This is a genomic window from Laribacter hongkongensis DSM 14985 (genome assembly GCF_000423285.1).
In the GTDB taxonomy this organism is placed as follows: domain Bacteria; phylum Pseudomonadota; class Gammaproteobacteria; order Burkholderiales; family Aquaspirillaceae; genus Laribacter; species Laribacter hongkongensis.
This window is the reverse complement of the sequence record NZ_KE383998.1, coordinates 50,227-77,015: the sequence shown is the minus strand read 5'-3', so window position 1 is coordinate 77,015 and position 26,789 is coordinate 50,227. Positions and strand designations below refer to the sequence as shown.

The following is a 26,789-nucleotide window of genomic DNA, read 5'->3' as shown; positions in this document are numbered from 1 at the left end:
GAATGCCTGCCATGAACCGAGTGCTGTTTCCCGCCCTGCTGGGCCTGCTGCTGACCGCCTGCGCTTCGACATCGACCGTGCGTTCGATGAACGTGCGGCCGCTGGCGGTACAGGACATTGACCTCAAGGGCTGTGGCATGACGCTGACCCAGCCAGCCGGCGGCACGTTCTTCGTGGCCGATGCCCAGGGCGCTGCCCGGATCCGCCTCGGGGACGAGCGGGTGAAACTCAGCCGCCAGCAGGCCAGCGGTGCCAGCCTGCCGGGCGGGCAGCAGGAAGTGCAGCTGTTTGCCGATCCGACCGGCCAGGTGCAGGTCAAGGTGCAGCTGTCGGTCGCTGGTGCCGCACATGCCGGCCGCCAGTCAGTGCTGGCGCAGCTGGAAGTGGATACGCCTTCGGGCTTCAACCTGCTCAACATGGCAGGCGAAACCGGCTGCTGACCGGGCAAGGTTGACGCCCTTGCCGGCGGCTCGCACAATCGGGCCGTTTTGTTGCAACCGTGACTCGGGGTGTCGTGTGGCCTGGCCACCGGCTGAGACTTTACCCGCATTCACCTGATCTGGGTCATGCCAGCGTAGGGAGGTCACGATGGAAGCGGGAGATCCGCTCTCCGTCCGTCCCCGCGGCATGCCGTGAGGACCTGTCATGTCGGACCTGCTTCCCCTTCCGCCCGCCGCCATCCGGCTGCCTGATCTCGTGCGCCAGCATCCGCCGCTGGTGCACTGCCTGACCAACCAGGTCGTTTCCCAGTTCACTGCCAATGTCCTGCTGGCCGCCGGCGCTGCTCCGGCCATGGTCATTGCCCGCGAAGAAGCCGGCGACTTTGCCCGCATGGCCTCGGCCGTGCTGGTGAATGTCGGCACCCTGACCCCCGTTCAGGCCGACGCCATGCGCGTGGCGGTGGCCGCCGCACTGGAAGCCGGCACCCCGTGGACACTCGATCCGGTTGCGGTGGGCGCACTGGCGTTCCGCACCCAGTTCTGCCGCGAATTGCTGTCCCAGCGTCCGACCGCCATCCGTGGCAATCCGGCCGAAATCCTCGCGCTGGCCGGTGAAGCCAGCCGTGGGCGCGGGGTCGACAGCCTCGACGATTCCACCATGGCGCTGGCCGCCGCGCGCCGGCTGGCAGACGCCACTGGTGCCGTGGTTGCCGTTACCGGCGCAACCGATTTCATTACCGATGGCGAACGGGTGATAGCCCTCGCTGGCGGCCACCCGCTGCTTCAACAAGTCACCGGCACCGGCTGCTCGCTGTCGGCGCTGGTCGCCGCCATGACCGCGATGACCGACGACCCGCTCAGCGGTGCGGCGGTGGCGTGTGCGCTGATGAAACTTGCCGGCGAGCGCGCTGCCGACAAGGCGGCCGGCCCCGGCAGCTTTGCCGTGCACCTGCTGGATGAAATCGCCGCACTCACGCCGGCTGACCTGGCGCAGCGGTGGCCGGCATGAAGATGATTGATTACTCGGTTTACCTCGTCCTTGACCCCGACCTGTGCGGCGGGCTGGACGGCATGTTGCGTGTCACCGAAGCGGCCATGGCCGGCGGTGCCGGCGTGGTGCAACTGCGCGCTCCGCAGTGGAAAAAACGCCAGTGGCTGGATGCCGCCCGCGCCTTGCAGCCCTTGTGCCGGCAGGACGGTGCGGTGTTTGTGGTGAATGATCAGGTCGACGTGGCGCTGGCCGTGGGCGCGGATGGCGTGCATGTCGGCCAGCAGGACCTGCCGGTGGCGGTGGTGCGTGAGCTGATGGGGCCGCAGGCGCTGATCGGCCTGTCGGTCAACCATGCCGGCCAGCTGGCCGCCGTGCCGCCCGAGGCGGATTACCTCGGCCTTGGCCCGGTGTTTGCCACCAGCACCAAAAAAGATGCCGCCCCCGTGCTGGGGCTGGCGCAACTGGCCGGGCTGGCTGCGGCCACTTCGCTGCCCACGGTCGGCATCGGCGGCATTGCCCCGGCCAACGCCGGGGCAGTGTTTGCGGCCGGCGTCGATGGCGTGGCCGTCGTATCGGCCATTTGCACGGCGGCTGATCCGGCCGCCGTCACCCGCGAGCTTTACGCCCTGAAAGGACACACTGCTTGATTCCCCACGCCTTGACCATTGCCGGTTCCGACTCTGGCGGCGGGGCCGGCATCCAGGCCGACCTCAAGACCTTTTCCGCGCTCGGTGCCTACGGCATGAGCGTGATTACTGCGCTGACCGCGCAGAACACCCGGGGCGTCAACGCCGTGGCTGCCGTCGAGCCGGCCTTTGTCGCCGCCCAGCTGGATGCGGTGTTCGAGGATATCCGCGTCGATGCGGTCAAGTGCGGCATGCTGGCCAACGCCGGCATCATCCGGGCGGTTGCTGCCGGGTTTGCCCGCTGGCAGCCCGCCCATGTCGTGCTCGACACGGTGATGATCGCCAAGGGCGGCCACCCGCTGCTCGAGCCGGAAGCGGTGACGGCCCTGCGTGACGAACTCCTGCCGCGCGCCAGCCTGATTACCCCCAATCTGCCCGAAGCCGCCGCCCTGCTGGGCCTGCCGGTGGCGAGCACTGAAGATGCCATGCTCGATCAGGCCGACCGGCTGCTGGCGCTCGGTGCCCCGGCCGTGCTGATGAAGGGCGGGCATCTTACCGATACCGCTGACAGCCCGGACTGGCTGGTCACGCCCGCCCTGCGCCAGCGCTTTGTTGCGCCGCGTGTCGCCACCCGCCACACCCATGGCACCGGTTGCACCCTGTCGGCGGCGCTGGCCGCCCTGCGTCCGCAGCGTGCCGGCTGGGTCGAGACCGTGGGCGAAGCCAAGGCCTGGCTATCGGCCGCGCTGAATGCTGCCGACCGGCTTGAGGTCGGTCACGGCATCGGCCCGGTGCATCATTTTCACGCGTGGTGGTAAGCGCGTTCCGGCCCCGCCTCCCGCGACGGAAATCCCTCCCGGTTTTCGCCGCACCGGGCGGGCTGCGGGCTGCCATGTGCAGGCCGCAGCCCGTCCCACTCCATAACAACACGAGAGAAACCCATGACCCAACCGGTTTTCCGCGCTGACAGCGCCACGGTGGATTCCGCCGCCATCCAGCCCTTGCCGAATTCGCGCAAGATTTACGTCGAGGGCAGCCGCCCGGACATCCGCGTGCCGATGCGCGAGATCCGCCAGAGCGACACGCCGACCCAGTTCGGCGGCGAAGCCAACCCGCCGATCTACGTCTACGACACCAGTGGCCCGTACTCCGACCCGCAGGCGCAGATCGACATCCGCTCCGGCCTGCCGGCACTGCGCGCCACGTGGATTGCCGAGCGTAACGACACCGGGCAACTGGCCGGGCTGACCAGCGACTACGGCCGCGCCCGCGAGGCCGACGCGTCGCTGGACGAATTGCGCTTCAACCTGAGCCGCCTGCCGCGCCGTGCCCTGCCGGGTCGCAACGTCACGCAGATGCACTACGCCCGCGCCGGCATCATCACCCCGGAAATGGAATACGTCGCCCTGCGCGAAAACCAGAACCGGCAGGTGTATGTCGAATCGCTGCACGCCACCGGTAACACCCGCCTGCTGGAGCTGATGACGCGCCAGCACGCCGGCCACAGCTACGGTACCGCGCTGCCGGAGACCATTACCCCGGAATTCGTGCGCCAGGAAATCGCCGCCGGCCGTGCCATCATCCCGGCCAACATCAACCACCCGGAATCCGAGCCGATGATCATCGGCCGCAATTTCCTGGTGAAGATCAACGGCAACATCGGCAATAGTGCCGTCACGTCGTCGATCAGCGAAGAAGTCGACAAGATGACCTGGGGCATCCGCTGGGGCGCGGACACCATCATGGACTTGTCTACCGGCAAGAACATCCACGAAACCCGCGAGTGGATCATCCGCAATTCGCCGGTGCCGATCGGCACCGTGCCGATCTACCAGGCACTGGAAAAGGTCAACGGCAAGGCCGAAGACCTGACCTGGGACATCTTCAGGGACACGCTGGTCGAGCAGGCCGAGCAGGGCGTGGACTACTTCACCATCCACGCCGGCGTGCGCCTGCAATACGTGCCGCTGACCGCCAGCCGCATGACCGGCATCGTGTCGCGCGGCGGCTCGATCATGGCCAAGTGGTGTCTGGCGCATCATCAGGAAAACTTCCTTTACACGCACTTCGCCGAAATCTGCGAGATCATGAAGGCCTACGACGTGGCCTTCAGTCTGGGTGACGGCCTGCGCCCCGGCAGCGCGTGGGATGCCAACGATGCCGCCCAGCTGGGCGAGCTGAAAACGCTGGGCGAGCTGACGCAGATTGCCTGGCAGCACGACGTGCAGGTGATGATCGAAGGCCCCGGCCACGTGCCGATGCAGCTGATCAAGGAGAACATGGACAAGGAACTGGAGTGGTGCCACGAAGCGCCGTTCTACACCCTGGGCCCCTTGACCACCGACATCGCCCCCGGCTACGACCACATCACTTCGGCCATCGGCGCCGCGCAGATCGGCTGGTACGGCACCGCCATGCTCTGTTATGTCACGCAGAAAGAGCACCTCGGCCTGCCGAACAAGAACGACGTGAAAGAGGGCATCATCACCTACAAGCTGGCCGCCCACGCGGCGGATCTCGCTAAGGGCCACCCCGGCGCGCAGATCCGCGACAACGCGCTCAGCAAAGCACGCTTCGAGTTCCGCTGGGAAGACCAGTTCAACCTTGGCCTCGACCCGGACAAGGCGCGTGATTTCCACGACGAAACCCTGCCGAAAGACAGCGCCAAGGTAGCGCACTTCTGCTCCATGTGCGGCCCGCACTTCTGCTCGATGAAGATCACCCAGGACGTGCGCGAATTCGCCGCCAAACAGGGCATCAGCGAGCAGGATGCCTTGCAGAAAGGCATGGAAGTGAAGGCTGTCGAGTTCGTGCAGGGCGGTTCGAAGCTCTACGACCGGGTGTAAGCCGCACCTGTACTGCCGGGAACGCCATCCATCCCTCACCGGGCCGGGCAGGCAAGGAAAACACTAAGCTGGAACATCTCCAGCTTTTTTCCTGGCTGGCCGGTATTCCGGTGCCGGTCATCATCAGGCCGGACACGGGGGGCGTGGTGATCACAAGCCTGGTTTATCTGCGCGCGGTCGCCATCCTGCTGGTCATTGGCGTGCACGCCATCAATTACGGTTCCATGACCTGGGAGCAATGGGCGTGGTGGCATCGCCTGTGGACGGACAGCACGGTGTTCTTCGCGATCATCTCGGGCTATCTCTTTCATCATCTGGTCAGTGACCGCCGGACGATCAGCCGGTTTCTTGGACAGAAACTGCGCCATGTGTTCCTGCCCTATTGCGTCCTGAGCCTGCTGATTCTTGTCTGTGACGGACTCCGGAACCATGAAAGCCCTGTCAGGGTGCTACAGGACTATCCCCTGCACCTGTTGCGGGGTGATGCACTTTTACCTTACTGGTTCATCCCGGCACAGCTGGGCATGACGGCCATTTCGGTCGTGCTGTGGTATGCCCGCCAGTACGCCAGGGTGCTGGTCGTGCTGCCGTTCCTGATCCTGCTGACCGTCCTGGTGCCGCGTCCGGTCGACAGCATCGGCTGGTCACTGCTGCATTTCCTGCCGTTTTACCTTTTGGGCATCGCGCTGTCCAAATACCGGCAGCGCAGCCTGGCCTGGCTGGGGCGCTGGCGCAGTCTTGCCTGGCTGGCCGTGGCAGCCGTCTGCCTGTACGGCCTTTCGCTGCGTTATTACGGGGTAAATTCCCTGCAAAAAGGCGTCGTGTTCCTGCTGCTGTACGGCTGGCTGGAACGGCGGCAGACGGCTGGCTGGCTGGAGAGCCTGCCCGGATGCTGGATGAAGTGGCTGGCTGATGCGAGCATCGGGCTCTTTTTCCTGCATTACCTGTTCATGGAGGGACTGGGCTGGTGGCTGGCCCGCCATCCTGTGATGCTGAACCCATACGCCATGCATGCGCTGGGAATGGCGTTTTCCCTGGGGGGCTCCATGCTGGCCGTCACGCTGGTGCGCCTGCTGCTGCCGCATCACAGCAAGTTCCTGATCGGGTGCTGACATATCCTGGTCTGACAACAAAAAACCCCGCATGGAGCGGGGCATGGGGCAGACCGGCAACTGCCGGCTTACTTGCCGACCTTTTCGCCGGCGACCTGGCGCATGGCGATGTCCATGCCGGTGATCAGGAGGCCGTTCGGGTCTTGCGAGCAGTAGGCGTTCAGGTGCTTGATCACGTCCTTGTCGAGGTCGGGGCGCGGTTTGATCTTCAGGTCGCGGGCTTCGACAGCGGCGTTGCCGAGGCGGGCGATCAGGTCCGACACGGCGGCGGTGTCGGTCTTGGCCATTTCGTTGGCTTCCGTGCAGGTGGTGAAGAATTCGGCCGGGACGCCGGCAGCGGCCGGAGCAGCGGTGGCAGCCAGCGGCGACAGCGCGGCGGCGAGGGCGATCAGGGTGAGGGTCTTTTTCATCGTGCGTCTTTCGTTATCAGTTGTAGCGGCCGACCAGTGCGCCGCCGACAGCGCCGGCTGCGGCACCCTTGATGGCGCCGTTCAGGCCGTTGCCGGTCAGCAGGCCGACGGTGGCGCCGAGCACGGCTCCGGTCTTGGCACCCTTGGTGGCTTTGCGGCCCTTGCGGCCGGGTTCGCTGATGGCACCGAGGCCGCCGCCGACGGCGGCACCGGTAACGGCACCCTTGATGCCGTTACCGGTCAGCAGGCCGACGGTGGCGCCGAGTACGGCACCTTTGGTGGTGCGGCTGGCGGCGTGGGCTGCGGTCGGAACGCTCAGGGCCAGGGCCAGCGCCAGGGCGGCACTCCAGCCGGTGGCGCGGCGAAGGGACAGTTTTCGGGACATGATGGATTGCTCCGGACGACAGGGCAAAAAGTTGAAGTGGTTACAGGTTAAGAGAAATCCGCCCGGCTGGTGCAATGTGTGAACAATGCCACATGATGTTTAACTGCCGGAAAACGCAATGAAAAAGCCCGGTCATGGACCGGGCCGGGCAGGATGGAAAGACGTGTTCACACTGGCAGCGCGGGGGCAGTTCCGTAATAGCCCAACTGGGCCAGCAGTGCGGAAAAACCGCTGGCAAGGACCGGTTCGCGCAGGATGGGCGCTGCGGGGATGCCGAGGAGGCTGATGCGCCGGCCCAGATGCACGGAGGCGCGCAGGGCGGTGTCCGGCCGGATTTCGCTGTTGGACAGCGGGTGCCCGTCGTCGGTGAGCCAAGCCAGCGTGTCCGGGGCGGCGGCCAGCGGGGCGGCACTGCCTTCGGCAAAGGCGATCAGGTTTTCGTTGACGGCGAGCACGTGGACGATGCGGCCGTCGTCGGCGGCGAGGGTGATCTGCAGGCGGTCAAAGCCGCCGGCTTCGGTCAGTTCCACTGCATGGATGGTGCCTTGCGCCAGCACGGTCAGCTGGCCGTCCAGTGCCGTACGCACGGCGGCCACGGCATCGCCGCCTTCGGTCTGCACCCGGCGCAGGGCAGCACCCAGCCGGATGGCCCGGCTGGTGCTGCCGGTGACGCTGCTGTGCGCCAGTTGTGCCGGGGTCAGGGCCCAGGTCGAAAAGGCGCCGACGCTGCCGAAGAGGCTGTAGCCGGTGTCGTCGGTCGCCGACAGGTTGGCGCGTACGAGGCTGTCGGTCTGGTTGGCGTTGGCGGCGTTGAGCGTGATGCTGACGCCTTCCTGTCCGGCTGCCGGCTGGTTGGCCAGCAGCAGGGGCGAGGGTGGGGCAGCGAGATTGAAGGCGGCGAGGTTGAGGGTGGGCAGCGCACGGCCGGCGCTGTCGGCGTCGATCAGGGGCAGGCCGGTCTGTGCTGCCACCACGGCGGGGATCAGGCTGTTCATGGCGCCGACTTCGGCCGGCAGTACGGCACTGGGCGGGGTATCCAGCAGTTTGGCGTAACGGCGGAAGGCATTCAGGGGGGCTTCGGTGAAGTCCCCGGACTGGCTGGCGGCGTTGGGGGCTCCGATGCCGGCGACCACCGCCCCCAGTGTGTCTGCCGGCAGGTCGGCCAGACCGGCCAGCGTGACGGTGAGGCGGTTGCGGCGCAGATAGTCGAGCAGGGGCTGGGCGCCGCTCAACGGGCCGCCGCCGCCGCCGCCCAACAGGCAGGCGCCGAGTACGAGTTGTTCCAGTTCGGTGGATGTCAGGGTACGCTGCGGCATGGTGTGGAATCTCCCCGGATTTTTTGATGAATGGGCCTTCTGTTTATCAGGTTTGGTGGCAAAATATTTCTTTTGCATATTTCTAGCGAGCTGACGTGTTGCAATTTTGCCCTTCGCCTGTCAGCCCTGCCGGATGGGCAGAGATACTGAGAGACCACCTGTCGGTCTTTGAAAGCCTGTGGCAGGAGTTTCCCGACCACATCTTTCTGGTTTCCTGTACCGCCGACGGCGACTTTATCCTGGAGGACTGCAATCCGGCCTTGCAGTCCTACATCGGCCTGCCCGCCGGGAAGACCCGTCATCGCCCGGTGCGGGAACTGGTTGCCGGGCCGTACCAGGAAACCGTGCTCGAGCGTTACCGGCAGTGCGTGTCCTCCGGCAAGCCGTATACCTACGAGGAAACCGGCACGGTGACCGACAGCGATGCCGTACACCACTGGATGACCCTGCTGGTGCCGGCCCATGGCCCGGACGGACGGGTCAGCTTCCTTCTGGGCATCAGCCGCGATGTCACTGCGCTGCGGCAGGCCCAGGAAGTCCTGCGGCGGGAAAACGAACTGCTGGAACAGCGCGTGGCCCTGCGCACGGCCGAGCTGGAAATGGCCAATGCCCAGTTGCGGCAGATGGCGATGTACGACAGCCTGACCGGCGTTTATTCGCGCGGGGTGTTTTTCGAGCTGGCGTCGGAAGCGCTGGACCTGACACGGCAGGAATGCGCGCCCCTGTCGGCGCTGATGCTGGACATCGATTTCTTCAAGAAGGTCAACGACACCTGGGGACACGCCGCCGGTGACCAGGTGCTGCGGCTAGCAGGACGCCGCCTGCGCGAACAGTTGCGTGGCAGCGACATCATCGGCCGCTGTGGTGGCGAAGAGTTTGCCGTCATCCTGCCGCGCCAGCAGGCCGACCGGGCCTGTGCCGTTGCGCAGCAGCTGTGCGATGCCATGTGCACGCGGCCGTTTCCGTGGGAAGGGCAGCAGATAGCCTGTTCGATCAGCATCGGCGTGGCCGAACTTTCCCGTGAAGACGAAAGCATCGAAAAACTGCTGCACCGCGCCGATCTGGCGCTGTTGCAGGCCAAGGGTGATGGCCGCAACTGCTACCGTCTGGCCTCGGGAAGTGACCTGGTAGCGCTGTAACCGGCAAATCCTGGCGTAGCACCTTGATTCCGCTATACTTCCGCCCCTTCGTGAGTTGCCGCCGGAAGTTGCCGCATGAGTCTGCCCGCCCATCATCTTGAACTGTTGGCTCCCGCCAAAACCGCTGACATCGGCCGGGAGGCCATCCTCCACGGTGCCGATGCCGTGTATATCGGCGGGCCGGGCTTCGGTGCGCGGCACAATGCCACCAATTCCGTCGCGGACATTGCCGGACTGTGCGGATTTGCCCATCGCTACCACGCCCGCATCTTTGTCACCCTCAACACCATCCTCCACGACAACGAGCTGGAAGCAGCCCGCGATCTGGTGTGGCAGCTGTGGGATGCCGGCGTGGATGCGCTGATCGTGCAGGACATGGGCCTGCTGCAACTCGACCTGCCGCCGATCGAACTGCATGCCTCGACCCAGTGCGACATCCGCACGCCGGAAAAAGCCCGTTTCCTGGCCGACGTCGGCTTTTCGCAGCTGGTGCTGGCGCGCGAGCTCGGCCTGAAGGACATCCACGCCATCCATGCTGCCGTCGACGGGCAGGCCACGCTGGAATACTTCATCCACGGCGCCCTGTGCGTGGCGTTTTCCGGCCAGTGCTACATCAGCCACGCCCAGACCGGGCGCAGCGCCAACCGCGGCGACTGCTCGCAGGCCTGTCGCCTGCCTTACACCCTCAAGGACGAATCCGGCCGGGTGGTGGCATTCGACAAGCACCTGCTGTCGATGAAGGACAACAACCAGTCGGACAACCTGATGGCGCTGGTGGACGCCGGCGTACGCTCGTTCAAGATCGAAGGCCGCTACAAGGATGCCGGTTACGTCAAGAACATCACCGCCCACTACCGGCAACTGCTGGACGGCCTCCTCGAGGCCCGTCCGGAACTGGCTCCGGCGTCCAGCGGCCGCACCACCCATCTTTTTACGCCCGACCCGGACAAAACCTTCCACCGCGGCAGCACCGACTACTTCACCCGCGAACGGCAGGCCGACATCGGCGCCTTTGATTCACCCAAATACGTCGGCGTGGCGCTGGGCACGGTCAGCCGCACCGGCGCGGACTGGTTCGACCTCGACACCTCCGCCGCCATGGCCAATGGCGACGGCCTCAACTACATGAAAAAACGGGAAGTGGTCGGCGTGCAGGCCAACCGGGTCGAAGCACTGGGCGAGGGACGCTGGCGGGTCTGGCCGAACGAGCCGATGGCCGAACTGGCCGGTCTGGTGCCCGGCGTGCAGGTCAACCGCAACCGCGACCATGCCTGGGAGCAGGCACTGGGCAAGAAATCGGCCGAGCGGCGCGTGCGCGTGTGGCTGACCCTGCGCGACAACGCCCGGGGCCTGACGCTGACCGCCAGCGACGAAGACGGCATCAGCGCCAGCCGCGACCTTGTCATGCCGCTGGAGCCGGCACGCGATGCTGCGCGGGCCGAGGCCGGCCTGCGCGACAACCTCTCCCGCTTGGGCAACACCATGTTCGAGGCTGCCGGCATCGAACTTTTTTTGCGCGAGCCGTGGTTCGTGCCGGGCGGACAGGTGAATGCCCTGCGGCGCGACGTGCTGGCCGCACTGGAAACCGCGCGGCTGGCCGCATGGCAACGACCGCTGCGCAAGGCCGGCACCGAACCGCCGGCCGTCTGCCCGGACGACACGCTGTCGTATCTCGCCAACGTCTACAATCAGGCCGCCCGCGACTTCTACGCCCGCCATGGCGTCCGGCTGATCGACGCCGCCTACGAGGCGCACGAGGAAGCCGGAGAGGTGTCGCTGATGATCACCAAGCACTGCCTGCGCTACGCCTTCGAGCTGTGTCCGAAGCAGGCCAAGGGCGTGCAGGGCGTCATGGGACAGGTGCGGGCCGACCCCATGACGCTGGTCAACGGCAACGAAGTGCTGACGCTGAAGTTTGAATGCCGGCCGTGCGAAATGCACGTGATGGGCAAGATCCGCAAATCCGTCCTCAAGTCGCCGCCGCCGACCGAAATCCCGCTCACCTTCCATCCCGTCCGGCCACGCTAGGCCTGCCGCTTTTGAATTGGATTGCTGCCGTCCGGCCCGGGGGGCCGGCTGGCGGCTGCTCCATTGACTGATTCCACGAGGTTGCATGCAGTACACCGTTTTTGATACCCCGATCCTGCGGCCCCTGCTGGCGCTGGTGGCCCGCGTGGGCCTGCGCCTGAGCGGCTGGCGCGTCGAGGGGCAGTTTCCGGCCGATTCGCGTTACGTGCTGATCGGCGCCCCGCATACCAGCAACTGGGATTTTCCGCTGGCACTGGGCGTGTGCTTTGCCTGCAACGTGAAAATCTACTGGATGGGCAAATCCAGCCTGTTCCGCGGGCTGGCCGGGCCGGTGATGTGCTGGCTGGGCGGCATTCCGGTCAACCGGGACAAGCCGGGCGGGCTGGTCGGCCAGATGATCACCGCCTTTGGCCGCCAGCCGGAACTGGTGCTGGCGATTCCGCCCGAAGGTACCCGCAGCCGGGTCAGCGAGTGGAAAACCGGCTTTTACTACATCGCCCAGCGCGCCGGCGTACCGGTGCTGCCGGTGTATGTCGATGGTGCGCGCAAGGTGGTCGGCATCGCGCCGCTGTTTTACCCGACCGGAGACCTTGAGGGCGACCTGCCGAAAATCCGTGCCATCTATGCCGGCAAACAGGGTATCCGCGCCGAACTGAGCTGAAGCCGGCCGGATGCGCTCATCAGCGCCCCCGTATTGCTGCTGCAGCGGGGGTTACCGGTATCCGGAAAGCTGCAAAGGCCGGTCAGCAGCAGGCACCGGCATGTGCAGCCTCGAAATGGGAGCCGCCGGTACGCGAGGATGTGCAGCGGACCAGTTCCCGCGTCGCCACATGGGGCTGAACCGCCGGTGCCGGCGGAAAGGCCCGGCATGACTCACAGGTGGCGTGGGTGCGTCCCCGGGCCGGAGAGCGACTGGACCGTACATGACCTCTGGCATCACTTTCAGGCCATCCGGCGCGGGTTTTCCGGCGTTCTGGCATATCCGTGCTCCCGGCATCACCGGATGCCTGGACGGGGAGTAACGGCTCGCATGACCGGGAACACCATGCTGCCGGACCCGGTGGCTCAGGACAGGGTAGTTGAACCCCCTGCCCCGGAAACGGCGGCCGGATCAACCGGCGAGGCGGGCCTGCGTGCTGCCGCTGCCATTGCGGGCCGGCGATCAGGCCGGGCTGTCCGGAACCGGGGGCGGGCAGCCTGCCGCGACATGATGCTTGTCTATATTGAGCGCATTGCATCTGCCACCGGAGGGCCGCATGACGCCCGTGCCTGCGCCGTCGAACGAGGCCCGCTTTCCCAACCTGTCCAGCCTGCTGCATTACCACCTCGCTGACCTGCCGGGCGACCTGCGGGCCGGGCTGTCGGTGGCGGCTGTCGCCCTGCCGGTGGGGGTGGCCTATGCCCAGTTGGCCGGTTTTCCGCCGGTGGTGGGGCTGTATGCGTCGATCCTGCCACCGGTGGCCTACGCCATTTTCGGCTCGTCACGGCAGATGATCGTCGGCCCGGATGCTGCCACCTGCGCATTGCTGGCCGCCATTCTGGCGCCGCTGGCCGTGGCCGGTTCGCCCGCCTATCTGGCCTTGTCAGCGTTGCTGACGCTGCTGGCCGGCGGTTTCTGCCTGCTCGGCAGCCGCCTGCGGCTGGGCGAACTGGCGGATTTCCTGTCGCTGCCGATCCTGATCGGTTTCTTGCACGGCGTGGCGCTGTCGATCCTGGTCAGCCAGACCGCCTCCATGCTGGTCATTCCACTGGCACCCGGCACGATCGTGGAACAGTTCCTGCAATTGCTGCATCCCTTGTTGCGCGGCGAGGGGCACGGCCTGTCGCTGCTGGTCGGGATGCTGTGCCTGGCCTGCCTGCTGTTGCTGCACCACTGGCTGCCACGCCTGCCGTCGGCCCTGCTGGTGATGGTGGTGGCCGCGCTGGCGGTCTCCGGCCTCGGGCTGGAAGCGCGCGGCGTCAGTACGCTGGGCGAGGTGCCGGCCGGCCTGCCGTGGCCGGGCAGTGCCCTGTGGCATGTGGACTGGACCGTGCTGCCGCATCTGGTGCTGCCGGCGGCCGGCGTGGCGCTGATCAGTTTTGCCAGCGCCATCCTGACTGCCCGCAGTTTTGCCAGCAAGCGCAGTTATGACATTGATTCGGAACGCGAGTTTGCTGCCATCGGCTATGCCAACATGGCGGCGGCACTGGGCAACAGTTTTGCCATCAGCGGCACCGATTCACGCACGGCGGTCAGCGACATGGCGGGAGGGCGTACACCGCTGGTGTCGATCGTGTCGGCGCTGGTGATGGCGGTGGTGCTGCTGTTCCTGACCGGGCCGTTGCGTTATGTACCGGTGGCGGCGCTGGCGGCCATCCTGGTGCAGGCCGGGCTGTCGATGATCGACATCAAGGGGATGCGCGAGCTGTGGCGCGTCAGCCACATGGCGGTCCTCCTGTCGCTGGTCACGACTGCCGGGGTGGCGGCTTTCGGCATGATCGACGGTATCGGACTGGCCATCGGGCTGTCGCTGTTGCGCTTCATCCGGGTGATGGCGCGGCCCAGTGATGCGCTGCTGGGGCGGGACCCCAGGCTGCCTGGCTATTTCGACCTGCGGCTGCATCCGGATGCCAGGGCTTTGCCCGGCGGGCTGATCTACCGCTTCAATGCACCGCTGGTGTTTTTCAACGCACCGTATTTCCGTCACCGGGTATTGCGCCAGTGCGAAACCGCCGGCCCGGACGTGCGCTGGATCGTTATCGACATGCTGCCGATGACGCAGGTGGATGCCACCGGCCTGCGTACGCTGGAACAGCTGATGGCCGAGCTGGACCGGCGCGGTATCCGCATGGCACTGGCGGGGCGACTGGGGGATTTGCAGGTCTGGTTCGGGGCGAGCGGAGCGATGAGCGAGGCCGAGGCGCAGGCACGGCTGTATCCGACCCTCAAGCGGGCGATCAAGGTGTTGCAGGCTGCCAGCCGGCAGGCGGAGGCACCGGCAGGTCCGGCGGATCAGGCCGGACCTGCTTTGGTTGTGGATGGGCAACCCCGTCCGGATCAGCCGGCCAGTGCGGCACCGGACCAGCGCGGATAGTCGGTGTAGCCGGCCGCGCCGCCACCGTAGACCGTGGCCTGCTGCACGGCATTGAGCGGCAGCCCCTGGCTCAGGCGGGTGACGAGGTCCGGATTGGCGATGAAGGCACGGCCGAAGGCCACGGCGTCGATCAGCCCTGCCGCCAGCTGGCGTTCGGCCTTGGCGGTGTCGTAGCCACCGGCGGCAATCAGGGTACCGGTGTAGTGACGGCGCAGCTGCTGGCGGAAATCGTCGGTCAGCGCTGGTCCGCCGGCCCAGTCGGGTTCGGACAGGTGCAGGTAGGCCATCCCGCGGCGCGACAGCTGTTCGGCCAGATACAGCGCCATGTCCTCGCTGCCGGTGTCGTCAAGGCCGTTGAAAATGCCCAGTGGCGACAGACGGATGCCGACCCGGTCGGCGTGCCAGCTGCCGGCGACGGCATCGACCACTTCCAGCACCAGCCGGGCGCGGTTTTCCAGGCTGCCGCCATAGGCGTCGGTACGCTGGTTGCTGTGGGGCGACAGGAACTGGTGCAGCAGGTAGCCGTGGGCGGCGTGGATTTCCACCAGGTCAAAACCGGCCTCGCGGGCGTTGACGGTGGCCCGGCGGTAGTCGTCGAGCAGGGCCGGGATTTCATCGGTGCGCAGCGCGCGCGGCATCGAGCACGGTACGCGGTCCAGCGTGCCGTCGGCCCGGCGCACGGTGGTGCGGCTGGCGGCGATCAGGGCTGATGGTGCCACCGGCGCCAGGTTGCCCTGCTGGAGCGAAGTATGGGAAATGCGGCCGACGTGCCAGAGCTGGGCAGCCATCTTGCCGCCATGCTGGTGTACGGCGTCGGTAATGTGGCGCCAGCCGGCTACCTGTTCGGCGCTGTAGATGCCGGGGGTGTCGGCGTAGCCCTTGCCGGACGGCGAGATTTGCGTGCCTTCGCTGATGATCAGTCCGGCATCGGCGCGCTGGCAGTAGTACTCGCGCATCAGCTCGGTGGGAACGTCGTCCGGGTAGTGCGCCCGTTCGCGGGTCAGCGGGGCCATGACGATACGGTTGGCAAGCGAAACGGCCCCGGCAGTCAGCGGGGCCAGCAGGCGGTCGGCAGGCATGAAACGGAACTCCAGTGAAATTGACGGTACGGATATGCAGGTAAACGGAGAATGATCAAGCGCATGGTTCAGCCGCCGCGTCCGTACAGCGCCAGCGCCCGTTCGCGCTGGCGGGCATGGTCGACAAGCGGCAGGGGATAGTCGTGCCCGGGGGAAAATCCGGGTGGCAGCCGGCGGGCCAGCCACGGTGCATGGATGGCCTCGGCGTCCAGCCGGGCCAGTTCCGGTACGAAGTGGCGGATGAAGTGGCCGTCCGGATCGAATTTCCGGGACTGGCTGACCGGATTGAAGATCCGGAAATACGGCTGGGCATCGCAGCCGGTCGAGGCTGCCCACTGCCAGCCGCCGTTGTTGGCGGCAAAGTCGAAATCCAGCAGGCATTCGGCAAACCAGGCTTCGCCCAGTCGCCAGTCCAGCAGCAGGTCCTTGGCCAGAAAGCTCGCACAGATCATGCGCAGGCGGTTGTGCATCCAGCCAGTCTGACGCAATTGCCGCATGGCAGCGTCGACCAGCGGATAACCGGTGCGTCCCTCTGTCCAGGCGGCAAAGTGGTCCGCTTCTCCCGGCCAGTCCAGCTGGTCGTAGACCGGCTTGAATGCATGTCCCTGCGCCAGTTGCGGCCGGTGCCAGAGCACCTGGTGGTAAAAATCGCGCCAGACCAGCTCGTTGAGCCAGGCCTGCGCACCCTCATGGCCGGCATCCGTGGCCAGCCGTACCAGCTGGCGGACCGACAGCGTGCCGAACCGCAGGTGCGGCGACAGCCGCGAGGTGGCGTCGAGCGCCGGAAAGTCGCGCTCCTCGTGGTAAAGCGGCAGCCGGGGCAGGAATTGCGCCAGTGCGGCCTGCGCGCCCGTGCTGCCGGCCTGCCAGCCCAGCGCCGCCAGTCCGGTGTCGGCAAAACCCATGCTCGCCAGCGACGGCAGCGGCTGCGCAGGCAGGGGGCACAGCCGGTCAAGGTAAGGCGCCACCGGCCACTCGGCCATGTCGGCGGGTGCCAGGCGTGCCAGCCAGGCACGGGCGTAGGGAGTAAAGACGGTAAACGGGGTGCCGGTGCGGGTCAGCAGTTCGTCACGGGAACGGAGGGTGTGGTCCTTGACGAGATGCAGGATGCAACCCGCCTGCTCCAGCTGTCCGGCGACCCGGGCGTCGCGTGTGACGGAGGCCGGCTCGTCGTCCTGGGCGGCAAACACCGCCTGGGCACCGAGTTCGGCAGCCAGGGCCGGCAGGGCTTCGTCGGCCCAGCCGTAGCGGCAGACCAGCGTGCTGCCATGCTGCTGCAAACGGGCCTGCAATTCACACAGAGAACGATGGATGAAATCCACCCGGCGGTCGGACGCCGGCAGACTGTCGAGAATGGCGCGGTCAAACACGAATACGCACACCACTTCGCGCGATTGTTGCAGCGCCGAACTGAGGGCGGCGTGGTCGTCCAGCCGCAGGTCGCGCCGCAGCCAGCAAAGCGAGCGGGGATAAGGCATGGCAGGCCAGGTCCGGATCGGGGAAAGTCGTCAGTGTAACGGTTCCGGACACAAAAAAGCGCCACCCGGCAGGTGGCGCAAATGGCTTCCAAACGACACGAGAAGAAACGCATTATTGCCGAAAGAACTATGCAGCTTCCCTCAACAACGAAAATAAGTCTAAAGAGATAAACCCATGGCAGCCAGCAGCAAGCCGGGCTCATTTGATAACAGTCAATGTGCCTGACAAATTTGTGCCAATGGCAAGTCAGGCATGCCGTTGGTGACCAGCGGCATGCTGCAGGCCGGAATCGGGCCGGACGGCCAGGGCGGCGGGCGCTACAATGCGCGGCTTATTGCAGCAAGGATTTCACCCATGGCAATCCAATGGTTTCCCGGCCACATGAACAAGGCCCGGCGCGAACTCGCCGACAAGCTCGAAGACATCGACGTCATCATCGAAATGTGCGACGCGCGCCTGCCGATGTCGTCGTCCAACCCGATGATTGCCGAACTGGCCGCCGTACGGCAGCGACCGCAGCTGAAAATCCTCAACAAGCAGGACCTGGCCGACCCGGCCGTTACCCGCCAGTGGATCGACTGGTTTGCCGCGCAGGCCGACACCGGCGCCATTGCGCTGGATACCAGCGAATCCAATCCGCGGCGCAAGATCATCGATGCGGCCCGCGCGCTGGTGCCCAACCGGGTGATCGAGGCCGACCGTCCGCTGCGGCTGGTGGTGTGCGGCATTCCCAACGTCGGCAAATCGACGCTGATCAACAGCCTGATGGGCAAGAAAGTGGCCAAGACCGGCAACGAGCCGGCCATCACCAAGTCGCAGCAGCGCATCCAGCTGTCCGACAGCGTGGTGCTCTATGACACGCCGGGCATGCTGTGGCCCAAGATCGAGCTGGAACGCTGCGGCTATGCCCTGGCGGCCTCCGGCGCAGTCGGGCGCAATGCCATGGACGAAACCGTGGTGGCGCTGGAGCTCCTGGCTCTGCTGATGCCGCGCTACCCGGCCGCCCTGCTGGCCCGCTACAACCTCAAGGCCCTGCCCGAGACCGACGTGCTGCTGTTCGAGGAAATCGGCCGCCGGCGCGGTGCCCTGCGGGGTGGCAGCATTGACGAACAAAAAGCTGCCGAGGTGATCCTCAACGATTTCCGCGATGGCCGCATCGGCCGGTTGTCGCTGGAAACGCCGGAAGAATGGCAGGAAATGGCGGCCGAAATCGCCCGCCGTCGCGAAGCCGAGCGGCTGGCGCAGGAAGCCCGCCGGGCTGCCCGCAAGCACAAGCGCCTGGCCGCACTGGATGAAGAACAGGCCGGAGACGACGAAGCCTGATCAGGCTTCGGCCGGAACAAACGGCCGGCGGCGTTCGACAAACAGGCTGCTGCCGGGCAGGCGCTTGGCCATTTTCTTGGCTTCGGAGGCGCTGGCGGCCAGTTCGTGATGGCCAGGAAACAGTCCCGGCTCGACACGGACAGCGCCGATCGACAGGCTGACCAGCGGGAAAAACGCTGCTTCGCCGTTGCGGCCGACCATGCGGTAGCCGCCGGCTTCCAGGTGCTCGGGCCGGAAGCAGGCGCGGGCCTCCGCGTCAAAGCGGGCGAGTGCCTGCCCGAGCCGGTTTTGCCAGTCCTCGCTCTGCAACACGACGATGAAGTCATCTCCGCCCAGATGGCCGACAAAATCGTCTTCCGGATCGCTGTGCTGCCCCAGTATCTGGCCGCACAGGGCAATCAGCTCGTCGCCCAGGTGGTAGCCATAGAGGTCGTTGAACGGCTTGAAGTGGTCGAGGTCGGCGTAGGCCACCACGAAGGGGCGCTGTGCATCGATCAGGCTGTCGATGGTTTCGTTGATCGGCACGTTGCCGGGCAGGCCGGTCAGCGGATTGGCGTAGCGTGCCGCGGCGATCTGCATGGCGGTGATGCGCTTCATCAGCTCGAAGCCGGTGCCCATGCCGACGTAGCGGTCGTCCTGCGTCAGGATGAAGCCGTCGATCAGGTAGCGCTGCTCGGCGGCCACCATGCGCTTGGACAGGGCTTCGAGGCTGAGGCCGACATCCACCACCAGCGGGGCGCGGTCCATCAGGACTTCGCATGGCTTCTTGCCGAACAGCTCGTGGCTGAACGGGCGGGCAAAGGTTTCAAGCACATGATGACGGCGCAGCAGGCCGACCGGCCGGCCATCGGTACTGACCACCGGTATGGCATACAGGTGCGGGTCGGAGCCGAAGGCACGCCAGGCGAGGTCACCGATGGCGTCCGGTGGCATGACCGGCGGCGAAAAACACAGCTCGCCGGCCGTGGCACGCTGGCGCAGCGGCAGATGGGCGGAGGGTTGCAGCAGCATGCGGATCTCCGGGGGCAGGCTGGCCGGCGGGCTGGGCTCGGGGCGTCCCAGCAGGTAGCCCTGCCCGTACTGGACGCCCAGCCGTCCGAGGGTTGCCAGCTCGGCCTCGTTTTCGATTCCTTCGGCAATCAGGCGCGAGCCGGTTGCGGCGCCGATTTCCACCATCGACTGCACAAACCGTTGCTTCGCCCGGTCCAGATGGATGTTCTGGACAAAATACTTGTCGATCTTGACGAAATCCGGTCGCCATTCATCCCAGCGGCGCAGGTTGGAAAACCCCTCGCCCAGATCGTCCAGTGCCACCTGGAATCCCATGTTCCGGTAGTACGTCAGTGCTTCGGCAAAGGCACTGGCGCGGCCGGTGTGGCGGGTTTCGGTCAGCTCGATCACGATGCTGGCGGGCGGCAGGCCGATTTCGTCCAGGAGTTGCAGGGTTTCGCCAGAGCGGAAATCCGGTGCGGCCAGACAGTCCGGGCTGACGTTGAGAAACAGCTTGCCGGGCAGGCCCAGTGTGCGAAAGCCGGTGACGTGGCGGCGCCGGCAGGCACGTTCCAGCGGTGCCAGCAGGCCGCAGGATTCTGCTGCGGCAAACAGGGCCAGCGGGGCATGCAGGGGTGAGCCAGCCGGGCCGCGGATCAGTCCTTCGTGGCCCAGCAGGTCGCCGCTGCCCAGATGGATGATGGGCTGGAAATGCGGCTGGAGCGATTGCTGCCGCAGGATGCCGGCCAACTGGCCGTACAGGACGGCATCGGCACCGGCTGGCGGGGCGGGATCGGGCAGCTCGGGCCATCGGTAGGGGATCATGCGCAGCAGGCTTGCCATCGGCGGTGGTTCCGGATGACGGGGATTGTCCTGACACGGTGTGACAGTCCCGTGACAGCCGGCGCTACAATGCCGGCCTGAATTCCGCCTTTATCCGAAAGAGTCCCATGCGTCCTTCGCAACGTGCCGCCAGCGAGCTGCGGCCTGTCCGTTTCATCCGCCACTACACCCGCCATGCCGAAGGTTCGGTGCTGGTCGAGTTTGGCGATACCAAAGTGATCTGCACGGCGACGGTGGAAGAGTCGGTGCCGGGCTTTCTGAAAGGCAAGGGGCAGGGCTGGGTCACGGCAGAATACGGCATGCTGCCGCGCTCGACCCACAGCCGGATGCGGCGCGAGGCCGCCAGCGGCAAACAGTCCGGCCGTACGCAGGAAATCCAGCGCCTGATCGGCCGCAGCCTGCGGGCCGTGGTGGACCTGCAAAAGCTCGGAGAGCGGCAGATCGTCGTCGATTGTGACGTGATCCAGGCCGATGGCGGTACGCGCACAGCCAGCATTTCCGGTGCCTGGGTGGCGCTGGCTGATGCCATTGACGGGCTGATGGCCAAGGGGCTGCTGACGGAGAATCCGTTGCGTGACCATGTGGCGGCGGTGTCGGTCGGCATGGTCGACGGGCAGCCGGTGCTGGACCTCGATTACACCGAGGATTCGGGGTGCGATACCGACATGAACGTGGTGATGACAGGGCAGGGCGGGTTTGTCGAAATCCAGGGAACGGCCGAAGGTGTACCGTTTTCACGCGAGGACATGCAGGCACTGCTGGCGCTGGCGGACGAGGGTATCCGCGCGATTGTCGGCTTGCAGCAGGCGGCGCGCCAGCCCTGAGTCCTGCCGGTTTTGTGATGTGGCCGCGCCATGACATGGCGCGGCTTTTTTGCAACATCAATGTCAATTGCGTAGCGGGGGCAGCTTATCTCTCCTAAACCGAATGCGTGGATTCTTGTGCATTGCAGGTTTTATCTGGGGAGTACGTCTTGTCATTCGTATGCAAACCCTTGCCCGCCGCCCTCGGTGCAGCGGGCTGGCTGCTGGCCGGTCTGGCCATGGCGGCGCCGGAGGTACCGTCGGGGAGTCTGGCCGAACAGCTCAAACAGATGCAGCGCGAGTGGTCGCAGTATCGCTCTGCCACCGAAAAGCAGCTGGCCAGCCAGCAGGCGCGGATCGACCAGCTGGAAGCCCAGCTCGGACAGCGGCCACCCCCGCCTCCGCCCCCCCGGGTCAGCGCTTCGCCTGACGGTCTGGTCGTGGGGGCTCCGGCTGCGGTGGCCAGTACCGGTCCTGCCGGCGGGCCGGCCATCAGCTCCACTCCGGTTTCCAGCAACCCGGCGACCCAGTCACGCACGCAGGACGTGGCCCAGGCACTGGACGTCCCCGGCGTGCTGACGCCCAAGGGCCGTTTTGTACTGGAGCCTTCATTGCAGTATTCCTATTCCAGTTCCGACCGGGTGGCCTTGCTGGGTTACACCATCATTCCAGCCATTACCATTGGCCTGATCGACGTGCGGCGGGTTAACCGCAGTTCGTGGATCGGCAGCATTGCCGGCCGTTACGGCATTACCAACCGGCTGGAGGTGGAGGGGCGCCTGCCTTATGTCTGGCAGTCGGAGAATTCGCTCCAGCGGGCACTGGCCACAGGGTCATCAAACGACCAGATCTTCAATACCAGCGGCAAAGGCATCGGTGATGCAGAAGTGGCGCTGCGTTACCAGTTCAACCAGCCGGTGGATGGCGGGCCGTACTACATCGGCAACCTGCGGGTGAAGTCGAACACCGGCAAGGGACCGTTCGATGTCAACTATGTCACCCAGGACAACTTCCAGTACCAGACCGAACTGCCGACCGGTTCCGGCTTCTGGGGCTACCAGTTCGGCGCTTCGGCCATTCTGCCGTCTGACCCCGCCGTGTTCTTTGGCACGCTCAGCTACACATGGAACCAGAAAGCCAGTGTCAACAAGGTCCAGTGCGTGAAAGTGGATGCCAACAGCAGCATGCCCTGCCAGGCAACGCTGATCGGCACGGTTGATCCCGGTGATGTCGTAGAGGTGAACTTCGGCATGGGGGTGGCCATCAACGACCGCTCATCTTTCAGCATTGCTTATGACCATAACTACATCGGCAAGAGCAAGGTTAATGGCGTGACGCCGGTGGATGCCTATGCGGTACAGGTCGGCATGCTGCAACTCGGGTATGCCTACCGGCTGACCAAATCCAGCGCCGTCAACCTGACACTGGGCATTGGTACGACCCAGGATTCGCCCGGAGTCCAGCTGACACTGCGGGCCCCCATCACTTTCTGAGCCATGACGGGCCAGCCAGCGTGCTGGCCCTGATCAGTGCAGCGTCAGCACCGTAGCGTTCCGTACGCCCTCCATCAGGCGCATGTTCTGGTAAGCCGAGAGGCTGGGAACCGCCACGCTGATGGTGGTCAGCGTCTGGATCAGCCGGTTGTCCACCGCATTCTGGACCACCAGCAAGGGTTGCTGGCTGCTGCTCAGGATGGTGGTGCCGGCCTGGGTCAGTGCACTTTGCAAAGCACCGTTGGCAAGGCTGGTGATTGCGCTGCCACCCGGGTTGGTCACGATCCACTTCGCCTGTGTTCCCTGTGCTATCGCAGCACCGATGTCGGGGATCGACAGGCGCTGCATGGCGACGGTGGTGCCGTCGACCAGTACCGTACGCTCCAGCCCGAAAGCGAAGGTCTGGCCACCCGGTATCTGAAAGCCGCCACGCAATTCATCCAGCTGCCCGCCAGCCAGTGCCGGAGCCGCCAGTTCCACCCGGTCGCTGTCCGCCGGCAGCCAGGCTTCAGCAGCATGTACCGGTAACGGGCTTGTCAGGATGCACAAGGAAACACCCAATGCAGGAATGGCACGCATGACTTGTTCCTCGCGCTCAGAAATCGTTGGGGCCGCGCATCAGCACGCTGGTATTGGCAAACGAAGGATCGAAGCGCGACAGGGCCAACGGGGCGGACTGGCGGACCTGCCATTCGCCAGTCTGGTTGAAGTGCTGCTGGCCGAGGCTTTTGCGGTTGGTGATGATGAACACCACCTTGCCCCATGTCTGTTCGAATTCGTCGCGCGGCATGATCCGCAGGCCCAGTGCCGGATCACCGAGCAGGACCTTGTTGCCGACCATGCCCTTGAGTACGACAAAATGGCGGTAGCCACCGTTGTCGATCAGGACAATGGCCGGAATGCCGGCACTGGCAAACGTGTCCAGTGATACCTCGAAACCGTTGGCATCAAAGCCGTGGCTGGCCAGATAGCGTTTCATGTCGGCCATGGAGAATCCCACTTGCCGGATGCGCTCCTGGTCACCGGCATCAAACATGGCCTTGAAGGTGTCCTCCTCGTCCGTTGGCGTGGCGTAGTGATAAGTCAGCAAGGTCGCAAGGGCAGCCGAGCCGCAACTGAAATCGTATTGCTGGCGAACGGTATAGCGGAATGCGCGCTCTTTCAGGCTTTCCACCCTCACCTGGGTTGCGCCCAGACTTCCCAGCGGGGCGCCCAGGGTATCGGCCTGCGCCAGTCCCGCAAGAAAAAAAGGCGCCGCCAGAGCGGCGCAGACCAGATGGCCAAGTGTTGCCACACGCATTCTCCTCAGAAAAGCGACACGTTCAGGATGGTCGAGTTCTGGATCACCACCTGGTTGCCGCTGTTCTGTACCACCGTTCCGATACCGTTCATGCCCGCCAGCCCGCCGGTTGCAATCTGGTTCAGGCCGGTGACGACATGGCTGAACTGGCCATTGCCGACACTGGCTTCCAGGTCTGCCTGGTTGCTGACGAAGCGTACCTGGTCGGTCAGGTTGCCTGACTGGCCGGTGAGGCTGGCCAGGTCGTCGACCGGACGACCGTCGGCCTGGGCGAACACGACCGTGTCGGAAGTTGCCGCCATGGCGGAAGGTGCTGCGACCGGGTCCGCTGCCCACGCCAGCGTGACGGGCAGGGCCAGACCGAGACCCATTAGGAGACGAACAAGTGTCATGGTGCCGGACCTCCGTGCGGCGTACCGGCTTGCCGGTACGCCTTGTCCTGGTGACGGGGCAGCGGAAGCCTTAGTGCACGGCCAGATTGGCTTGTACGTTGACCGATTGCTGCACCTGGGCGCTGACGCCCGAGTTGAGCGAGACCTGGGTAATGCCGGCGGAATTGGCCAGCGAACCGTTGTCGACACCGTTGTTGCCGGTCAGGACGGCCGGCTGGTTGCCTCCATGCCCGCTGCCTGCATTGATGGATACTCCTGCAACTGCACCACTGAGATTGGAGGCAACCCAGGTGGCCGTGTAGCTGTGGTCATCCTGGTTGTAGGAGTTGTTGGTCGATGCGTTGGTCTTGGTCGAGGTGTTGCTGAGGTTGGCGGTATTGAACGAATCCTTGTTCCAGGTCGAAGTGTTGTAGGAGTCGTTGGTCGAGGCGTTGGTCTTGGTCGAGGTGCTGCTGAGGTTGGCGGTATTGAACGAATTCTTGTTGCTGGTCGACGTGTTGGTGGATGTATTGGTACTGGTGTTGTTGGAATCGTTGGTAGACGAGTTGGTCTTGGTACTGTTCAGGTTGGCCGTGTTGAACGAGTCCTTGGTATGGGTGTCGGTGGACGTGCTGGTGTTGTTTGAATCGTTGGTGGACGAATTGGTTTTGGTGCTGCTGAGGCTGGAGGTGTTGTAGGAGCCGTTGGTCGAGGAGTCGCTCAGGCTGTTGTTCGACTGGGTAGTGGAGGTGGCTGTCGAGGTGGCTCCCTGGTTGGCTGCGGCGCCACCTGTGGTGGCGCCGACCGTATCGCTGGCGGCTGGAGCAGGCGGCTGGTCGGCGAATGCCGGTGCGGCAAAGATCATGGCGATGGCAGCTGCAAGGGTGAGCTTGTTCATGAGGGTGTCTCCTGTTGCACATGGATCGAAAACCCCGACCGGGGCAGGGCAGCGATGGCAAAGGGTGTGCCAGTTCGTGCCGGCGCCCGGCTGGTGCGGGCCGGAGCATTTGCAACGGCTGTATCGATCTTGTGACAGTGCGTAAGTGTTTCTTTTTTGAGACAAACACCGGATTTACGAATTCTGGTGCCAGTGCTGCCATGTGCTGATGTGATTTGCCATCAACATTCGTCTATGCCTAATAAGGGCCCCGCGGCTGAGCGGAGGCAGGTTCCGGTCACATGGCATGTCTTGGATGTTGAGACACAGGCCGCTGTCCTGCCCTGTCATGCCGGTGCCGCCTGTCTCATCCGTGACATGACCATGCGGAGGCGCCTGTATACCCAAAGGGGGAGCATCCTTTCCGGCTGCCTCGGACGCTGCTGCCAGCCTACAAGGAGAAATCGTGAAACCGCGTCGTGTCCTGATTGCCAATCCTTGCGTTGAAACACAAAGACTTGCCATCGTTCTGCAAAAACACGGCTGGGAAGTCATTTCCGAGACACGACTGGACCGGCTGGCGCAGGCCTGCAAGCTGCACAAGCCGACCGTGGGACTGTTCCGCCTGGATGACGTGCAGATTTCCCGACTGGACAACCAGGTCCGCAGCCTGCTGGCGGCCACCCGCATCGACTGGATTGCCGCAGTATCGCGCCGCTGTCTTGACCAGCCGGCCTTGCAGGCATTGCTGTACGACTGGTTCTATGACTTTCACACCCTGCCTTACGACCCGGAGCGGTTGATGGTGACGCTGGGGCGTGCATACGGGCGGGCACAGCTGTTTGCCGGACGACAGGAGGACAGCCAGATCACGCAGCCTGTCGATTTCTGCGATTTTGTCGGCCAGAGTTCCAGCCTGCTCAAGCTCAAGGAAGACATCCGCAAGGTAGCCACCACCGATGTCAGCGTGCTGGTAACCGGGGAGTCCGGCACCGGCAAGGAAATGGTGACGCGGTTGCTGCATGCCCTGTCGCCACGGCGCGAGGGGCCGTTCGTACCCGTCAACTGTGCTGCGATTCCGGCGACACTGATCCAGTCCGAGCTGTTCGGCTATGAAAAGGGCGCCTTTACCGGTGCCAACCAGCGCAAGATCGGACGCATCGAGGCTGCCGACAACGGCACGCTGTTCCTCGACGAAATCGGCGATCTGGCGCGCGACCTGCAAGCCAACCTGCTGCGCTTCCTGCAGGAGGGCACCATCGAGCGCGTGGGTGCAGCCACCAGCAAGGCAGTCAACGTGCGGGTGGTATCCGCCACCCACGTTGACCTGCCGGCCTCCATCCGCGAAGGCAATTTCCGCGAAGACCTCTATTACCGGCTCAACGTATGTCACCTGCACATCCCGCCCCTGCGCGAGCGCAAGGACGACATCGTGCTGCTGGCCGAGCGCTTCCTGGCCGAGTTCATCGCCCGCGAGCGTCTGCCGGCCAAGCGTTTTGCCAGCGAAACCATCGCGTCCATGCTGGCACACCGCTGGCCCGGCAACGTGCGCGAACTGCAAAACCGGGTGAGCCAGGGCGCCGTGATGTCGTCAGGCCGGCTGGTGCAGCCGGCTGACATGGGGCTGGCCAGCAGCGGCCTGGAAGAAAGCGTGGTGTGGCAGACGCTGGACGAAATCCGGGGAGATGCCGAGCGTGAAGCCCTGCAACGGGCACTGGTACTCAGCCGTCACAACCACTCGCAGGCCGCCACCCAGCTGGGCATTTCCCGCGCCACCCTCTATCGCCTGCTGGAAAAGCACAACCTGTCGTCAGGCGAGACACCTTCCGACCTGAAAGACGGCCCGCCCTCTACCATCAGCTGA

At 65.1% G+C, this 26,789-nt stretch carries 24 protein-coding genes and 1 riboswitch; of the genes, 14 read left to right on the top strand and 10 right to left on the bottom strand.

The features are described 5' to 3' along the window. Positions 1 to 11: 11 nt before the first annotated feature. The 6 genes from G542_RS0115300 to G542_RS0115275 all read left to right on the top strand — a co-directional run bounded on the left by G542_RS0115300 (position 12) and on the right by G542_RS0115275 (position 6,015). A complete protein-coding gene (locus tag G542_RS0115300) occupies positions 12 to 440 on the top strand; it encodes a hypothetical protein (protein ID WP_012698108.1) in 429 nt (142 codons plus the stop codon). A 55-nt stretch (positions 441 to 495) separates the two neighbouring features. Next, positions 496 to 598: riboswitch (TPP riboswitch) on the top strand. Between the two features lie 47 nt (positions 599 to 645). Continuing rightward, positions 646 to 1,449 (top strand): hydroxyethylthiazole kinase, encoded by an 804-nt coding sequence (gene thiM / locus G542_RS0115295; protein ID WP_027824569.1) that lies wholly within the window; start codon positions 646 to 648, stop codon positions 1,447 to 1,449. Next, on the top strand, positions 1,446 to 2,078 hold the full coding sequence (thiE, locus tag G542_RS0115290; RefSeq protein ID WP_027824568.1) for a thiamine phosphate synthase: 633 nt from the start codon (positions 1,446 to 1,448) through the stop codon (positions 2,076 to 2,078). The genes thiM and thiE overlap by 4 nt, the downstream gene beginning before the upstream one ends. Then, the gene (gene thiD / locus G542_RS0115285) at positions 2,075 to 2,875 is read left to right on the top strand and encodes a bifunctional hydroxymethylpyrimidine kinase/phosphomethylpyrimidine kinase (protein WP_027824567.1); all 801 of its coding nucleotides are present in this window, start codon (positions 2,075 to 2,077) and stop codon (positions 2,873 to 2,875) included. The genes thiE and thiD overlap by 4 nt, the downstream gene beginning before the upstream one ends. A 123-nt stretch (positions 2,876 to 2,998) precedes the next feature. Then, entirely contained in the window at positions 2,999 to 4,903 is a 1,905-nt protein-coding gene (gene thiC / locus G542_RS0115280) for a phosphomethylpyrimidine synthase ThiC (protein ID WP_027824566.1), read from the top strand. Between the two features lie 143 nt (positions 4,904 to 5,046). Then, positions 5,047 to 6,015, top strand: a complete 969-nt coding sequence (locus G542_RS0115275) for an acyltransferase family protein (protein WP_162142389.1) — start codon at positions 5,047 to 5,049, stop codon at positions 6,013 to 6,015. A 68-nt stretch (positions 6,016 to 6,083) separates the two neighbouring features. Here G542_RS0115275 and G542_RS0115270 read toward each other — a convergent pair whose 3' ends face one another. From G542_RS0115270 to G542_RS0115260, 3 genes are all read right to left on the bottom strand, one after another. After that, positions 6,084 to 6,425 carry a YmgD family protein gene (locus tag G542_RS0115270; protein WP_027824564.1) on the bottom strand — a complete coding sequence of 114 codons (342 nt, stop codon included), beginning with the start codon at positions 6,423 to 6,425 and terminating at the stop codon, positions 6,084 to 6,086. Between the two features lie 16 nt (positions 6,426 to 6,441). Further along, positions 6,442 to 6,810: a YMGG-like glycine zipper-containing protein gene (locus G542_RS0115265; RefSeq protein WP_051190101.1), complete on the bottom strand. Its 369-nt coding sequence runs from the start codon at positions 6,808 to 6,810 to the stop codon at positions 6,442 to 6,444. A gap of 167 nt (positions 6,811 to 6,977) precedes the next feature. Beyond that, the gene (locus G542_RS0115260; protein WP_027824562.1) at positions 6,978 to 8,126 is read right to left on the bottom strand and encodes an S-methyl thiohydantoin desulfurase family protein; all 1,149 of its coding nucleotides are present in this window, start codon (positions 8,124 to 8,126) and stop codon (positions 6,978 to 6,980) included. A 95-nt stretch (positions 8,127 to 8,221) separates the two neighbouring features. Here G542_RS0115260 and G542_RS17735 point away from each other — a divergent pair, with 95 nt between their 5' ends. The 4 genes from G542_RS17735 (at position 8,222) to G542_RS17270 (ending at position 14,367) form a co-directional block, all read left to right on the top strand. Continuing rightward, a complete protein-coding gene (locus G542_RS17735; RefSeq protein ID WP_081666883.1) occupies positions 8,222 to 9,265 on the top strand; it encodes a sensor domain-containing diguanylate cyclase in 1,044 nt (347 codons plus the stop codon). 75 nt (positions 9,266 to 9,340) lie between these two features. Next, a complete protein-coding gene (locus G542_RS0115250; protein WP_027824560.1) occupies positions 9,341 to 11,293 on the top strand; it encodes a peptidase U32 family protein in 1,953 nt (650 codons plus the stop codon). Between the two features lie 85 nt (positions 11,294 to 11,378). Further along, positions 11,379 to 11,954 carry a lysophospholipid acyltransferase family protein gene (locus G542_RS0115245; RefSeq protein WP_027824559.1) on the top strand — a complete coding sequence of 192 codons (576 nt, stop codon included), beginning with the start codon at positions 11,379 to 11,381 and terminating at the stop codon, positions 11,952 to 11,954. Positions 11,955 to 12,549: 595 nt separating this feature from the next. After that, positions 12,550 to 14,367 (top strand): SulP family inorganic anion transporter, encoded by a 1,818-nt coding sequence (locus G542_RS17270; RefSeq protein WP_081666882.1) that lies wholly within the window; start codon positions 12,550 to 12,552, stop codon positions 14,365 to 14,367. Here the strand turns inward: G542_RS17270 and nemA are convergent. Next, positions 14,331 to 15,446, bottom strand: coding sequence for an N-ethylmaleimide reductase (gene nemA / locus G542_RS0115235; RefSeq protein ID WP_027824558.1), 1,116 nt, complete (start codon positions 15,444 to 15,446; stop codon positions 14,331 to 14,333). The genes G542_RS17270 and nemA overlap by 37 nt on opposite strands. A 68-nt stretch (positions 15,447 to 15,514) precedes the next feature. After that, positions 15,515 to 16,924, bottom strand: coding sequence for a cryptochrome/photolyase family protein (locus G542_RS0115230; RefSeq protein WP_027824557.1), 1,410 nt, complete (start codon positions 16,922 to 16,924; stop codon positions 15,515 to 15,517). A gap of 355 nt (positions 16,925 to 17,279) precedes the next feature. Between G542_RS0115230 and ylqF the strand changes: the two genes are divergently transcribed. Then, the gene (gene ylqF / locus G542_RS0115225) at positions 17,280 to 18,248 is read left to right on the top strand and encodes a ribosome biogenesis GTPase YlqF (protein WP_012698090.1); all 969 of its coding nucleotides are present in this window, start codon (positions 17,280 to 17,282) and stop codon (positions 18,246 to 18,248) included. Here ylqF and G542_RS0115220 read toward each other — a convergent pair whose 3' ends face one another. Further along, positions 18,249 to 20,081 (bottom strand): GGDEF domain-containing protein, encoded by a 1,833-nt coding sequence (locus G542_RS0115220; protein ID WP_027824556.1) that lies wholly within the window; start codon positions 20,079 to 20,081, stop codon positions 18,249 to 18,251. Positions 20,082 to 20,188: 107 nt separating this feature from the next. Here G542_RS0115220 and rph point away from each other — a divergent pair, with 107 nt between their 5' ends. Beyond that, complete coding sequence (gene rph / locus G542_RS0115215) at positions 20,189 to 20,905, top strand: ribonuclease PH (protein WP_027824555.1); 717 nt, start codon at positions 20,189 to 20,191, stop codon at positions 20,903 to 20,905. A 149-nt stretch (positions 20,906 to 21,054) separates the two neighbouring features. Beyond that, on the top strand, positions 21,055 to 22,377 hold the full coding sequence (locus G542_RS0115210; RefSeq protein ID WP_156092921.1) for a DNA-binding protein: 1,323 nt from the start codon (positions 21,055 to 21,057) through the stop codon (positions 22,375 to 22,377). Positions 22,378 to 22,410: 33 nt separating this feature from the next. On the opposite strand, the gene G542_RS0115205 is transcribed toward G542_RS0115210, so the two are convergent. From G542_RS0115205 to G542_RS0115190, 4 genes are all read right to left on the bottom strand, one after another. Next, entirely contained in the window at positions 22,411 to 22,956 is a 546-nt protein-coding gene (locus G542_RS0115205; RefSeq protein ID WP_027824553.1) for a hypothetical protein, read from the bottom strand. Between the two features lie 16 nt (positions 22,957 to 22,972). Then, complete coding sequence (locus G542_RS0115200; RefSeq protein ID WP_034986176.1) at positions 22,973 to 23,677, bottom strand: C39 family peptidase; 705 nt, start codon at positions 23,675 to 23,677, stop codon at positions 22,973 to 22,975. 5 nt (positions 23,678 to 23,682) lie between these two features. Further along, a complete protein-coding gene (locus tag G542_RS17730; RefSeq protein WP_012698084.1) occupies positions 23,683 to 24,069 on the bottom strand; it encodes a hypothetical protein in 387 nt (128 codons plus the stop codon). A 70-nt stretch (positions 24,070 to 24,139) separates the two neighbouring features. Further along, the gene (locus G542_RS0115190; protein WP_027824552.1) at positions 24,140 to 24,946 is read right to left on the bottom strand and encodes a hypothetical protein; all 807 of its coding nucleotides are present in this window, start codon (positions 24,944 to 24,946) and stop codon (positions 24,140 to 24,142) included. A gap of 445 nt (positions 24,947 to 25,391) precedes the next feature. Here G542_RS0115190 and G542_RS17260 point away from each other — a divergent pair, with 445 nt between their 5' ends. Continuing rightward, positions 25,392 to 26,789, top strand: a complete 1,398-nt coding sequence (locus G542_RS17260) for a sigma-54 dependent transcriptional regulator (RefSeq protein ID WP_197736061.1) — start codon at positions 25,392 to 25,394, stop codon at positions 26,787 to 26,789.

What these genes read in the sequence shown, in the direction of transcription:
- G542_RS0115300 (WP_012698108.1), top strand. Translation starts at nt 12, where the DNA reads ATGAACCGAGTGCTGTTTCCCGCCCTGCTGGGCCTGCTGCTGACCGCC.
- thiM (WP_027824569.1), top strand. Translation starts at nt 646, where the DNA reads ATGTCGGACCTGCTTCCCCTTCCGCCCGCCGCCATCCGGCTGCCTGAT.
- thiE (WP_027824568.1), top strand. Translation starts at nt 1,446, where the DNA reads ATGAAGATGATTGATTACTCGGTTTACCTCGTCCTTGACCCCGACCTG.
- thiC (WP_027824566.1), top strand. Translation starts at nt 2,999, where the DNA reads ATGACCCAACCGGTTTTCCGCGCTGACAGCGCCACGGTGGATTCCGCC.
- G542_RS0115270 (WP_027824564.1), bottom strand. Translation starts at nt 6,425, where the DNA reads ATGAAAAAGACCCTCACCCTGATCGCCCTCGCCGCCGCGCTGTCGCCG.
- G542_RS0115265 (WP_051190101.1), bottom strand. Translation starts at nt 6,810, where the DNA reads ATGTCCCGAAAACTGTCCCTTCGCCGCGCCACCGGCTGGAGTGCCGCC.
- G542_RS0115260 (WP_027824562.1), bottom strand. Translation starts at nt 8,126, where the DNA reads ATGCCGCAGCGTACCCTGACATCCACCGAACTGGAACAACTCGTACTC.
- G542_RS0115250 (WP_027824560.1), top strand. Translation starts at nt 9,341, where the DNA reads ATGAGTCTGCCCGCCCATCATCTTGAACTGTTGGCTCCCGCCAAAACC.
- G542_RS0115245 (WP_027824559.1), top strand. Translation starts at nt 11,379, where the DNA reads ATGCAGTACACCGTTTTTGATACCCCGATCCTGCGGCCCCTGCTGGCG.
- G542_RS17270 (WP_081666882.1), top strand. Translation starts at nt 12,550, where the DNA reads ATGACGCCCGTGCCTGCGCCGTCGAACGAGGCCCGCTTTCCCAACCTG.
- nemA (WP_027824558.1), bottom strand. Translation starts at nt 15,446, where the DNA reads ATGCCTGCCGACCGCCTGCTGGCCCCGCTGACTGCCGGGGCCGTTTCG.
- G542_RS0115230 (WP_027824557.1), bottom strand. Translation starts at nt 16,924, where the DNA reads ATGCCTTATCCCCGCTCGCTTTGCTGGCTGCGGCGCGACCTGCGGCTG.
- ylqF (WP_012698090.1), top strand. Translation starts at nt 17,280, where the DNA reads ATGGCAATCCAATGGTTTCCCGGCCACATGAACAAGGCCCGGCGCGAA.
- G542_RS0115220 (WP_027824556.1), bottom strand. Translation starts at nt 20,081, where the DNA reads ATGGCAAGCCTGCTGCGCATGATCCCCTACCGATGGCCCGAGCTGCCC.
- rph (WP_027824555.1), top strand. Translation starts at nt 20,189, where the DNA reads ATGCGTCCTTCGCAACGTGCCGCCAGCGAGCTGCGGCCTGTCCGTTTC.
- G542_RS0115205 (WP_027824553.1), bottom strand. Translation starts at nt 22,956, where the DNA reads ATGCGTGCCATTCCTGCATTGGGTGTTTCCTTGTGCATCCTGACAAGC.
- G542_RS0115200 (WP_034986176.1), bottom strand. Translation starts at nt 23,677, where the DNA reads ATGCGTGTGGCAACACTTGGCCATCTGGTCTGCGCCGCTCTGGCGGCG.
- G542_RS17730 (WP_012698084.1), bottom strand. Translation starts at nt 24,069, where the DNA reads ATGACACTTGTTCGTCTCCTAATGGGTCTCGGTCTGGCCCTGCCCGTC.
- G542_RS0115190 (WP_027824552.1), bottom strand. Translation starts at nt 24,946, where the DNA reads ATGAACAAGCTCACCCTTGCAGCTGCCATCGCCATGATCTTTGCCGCA.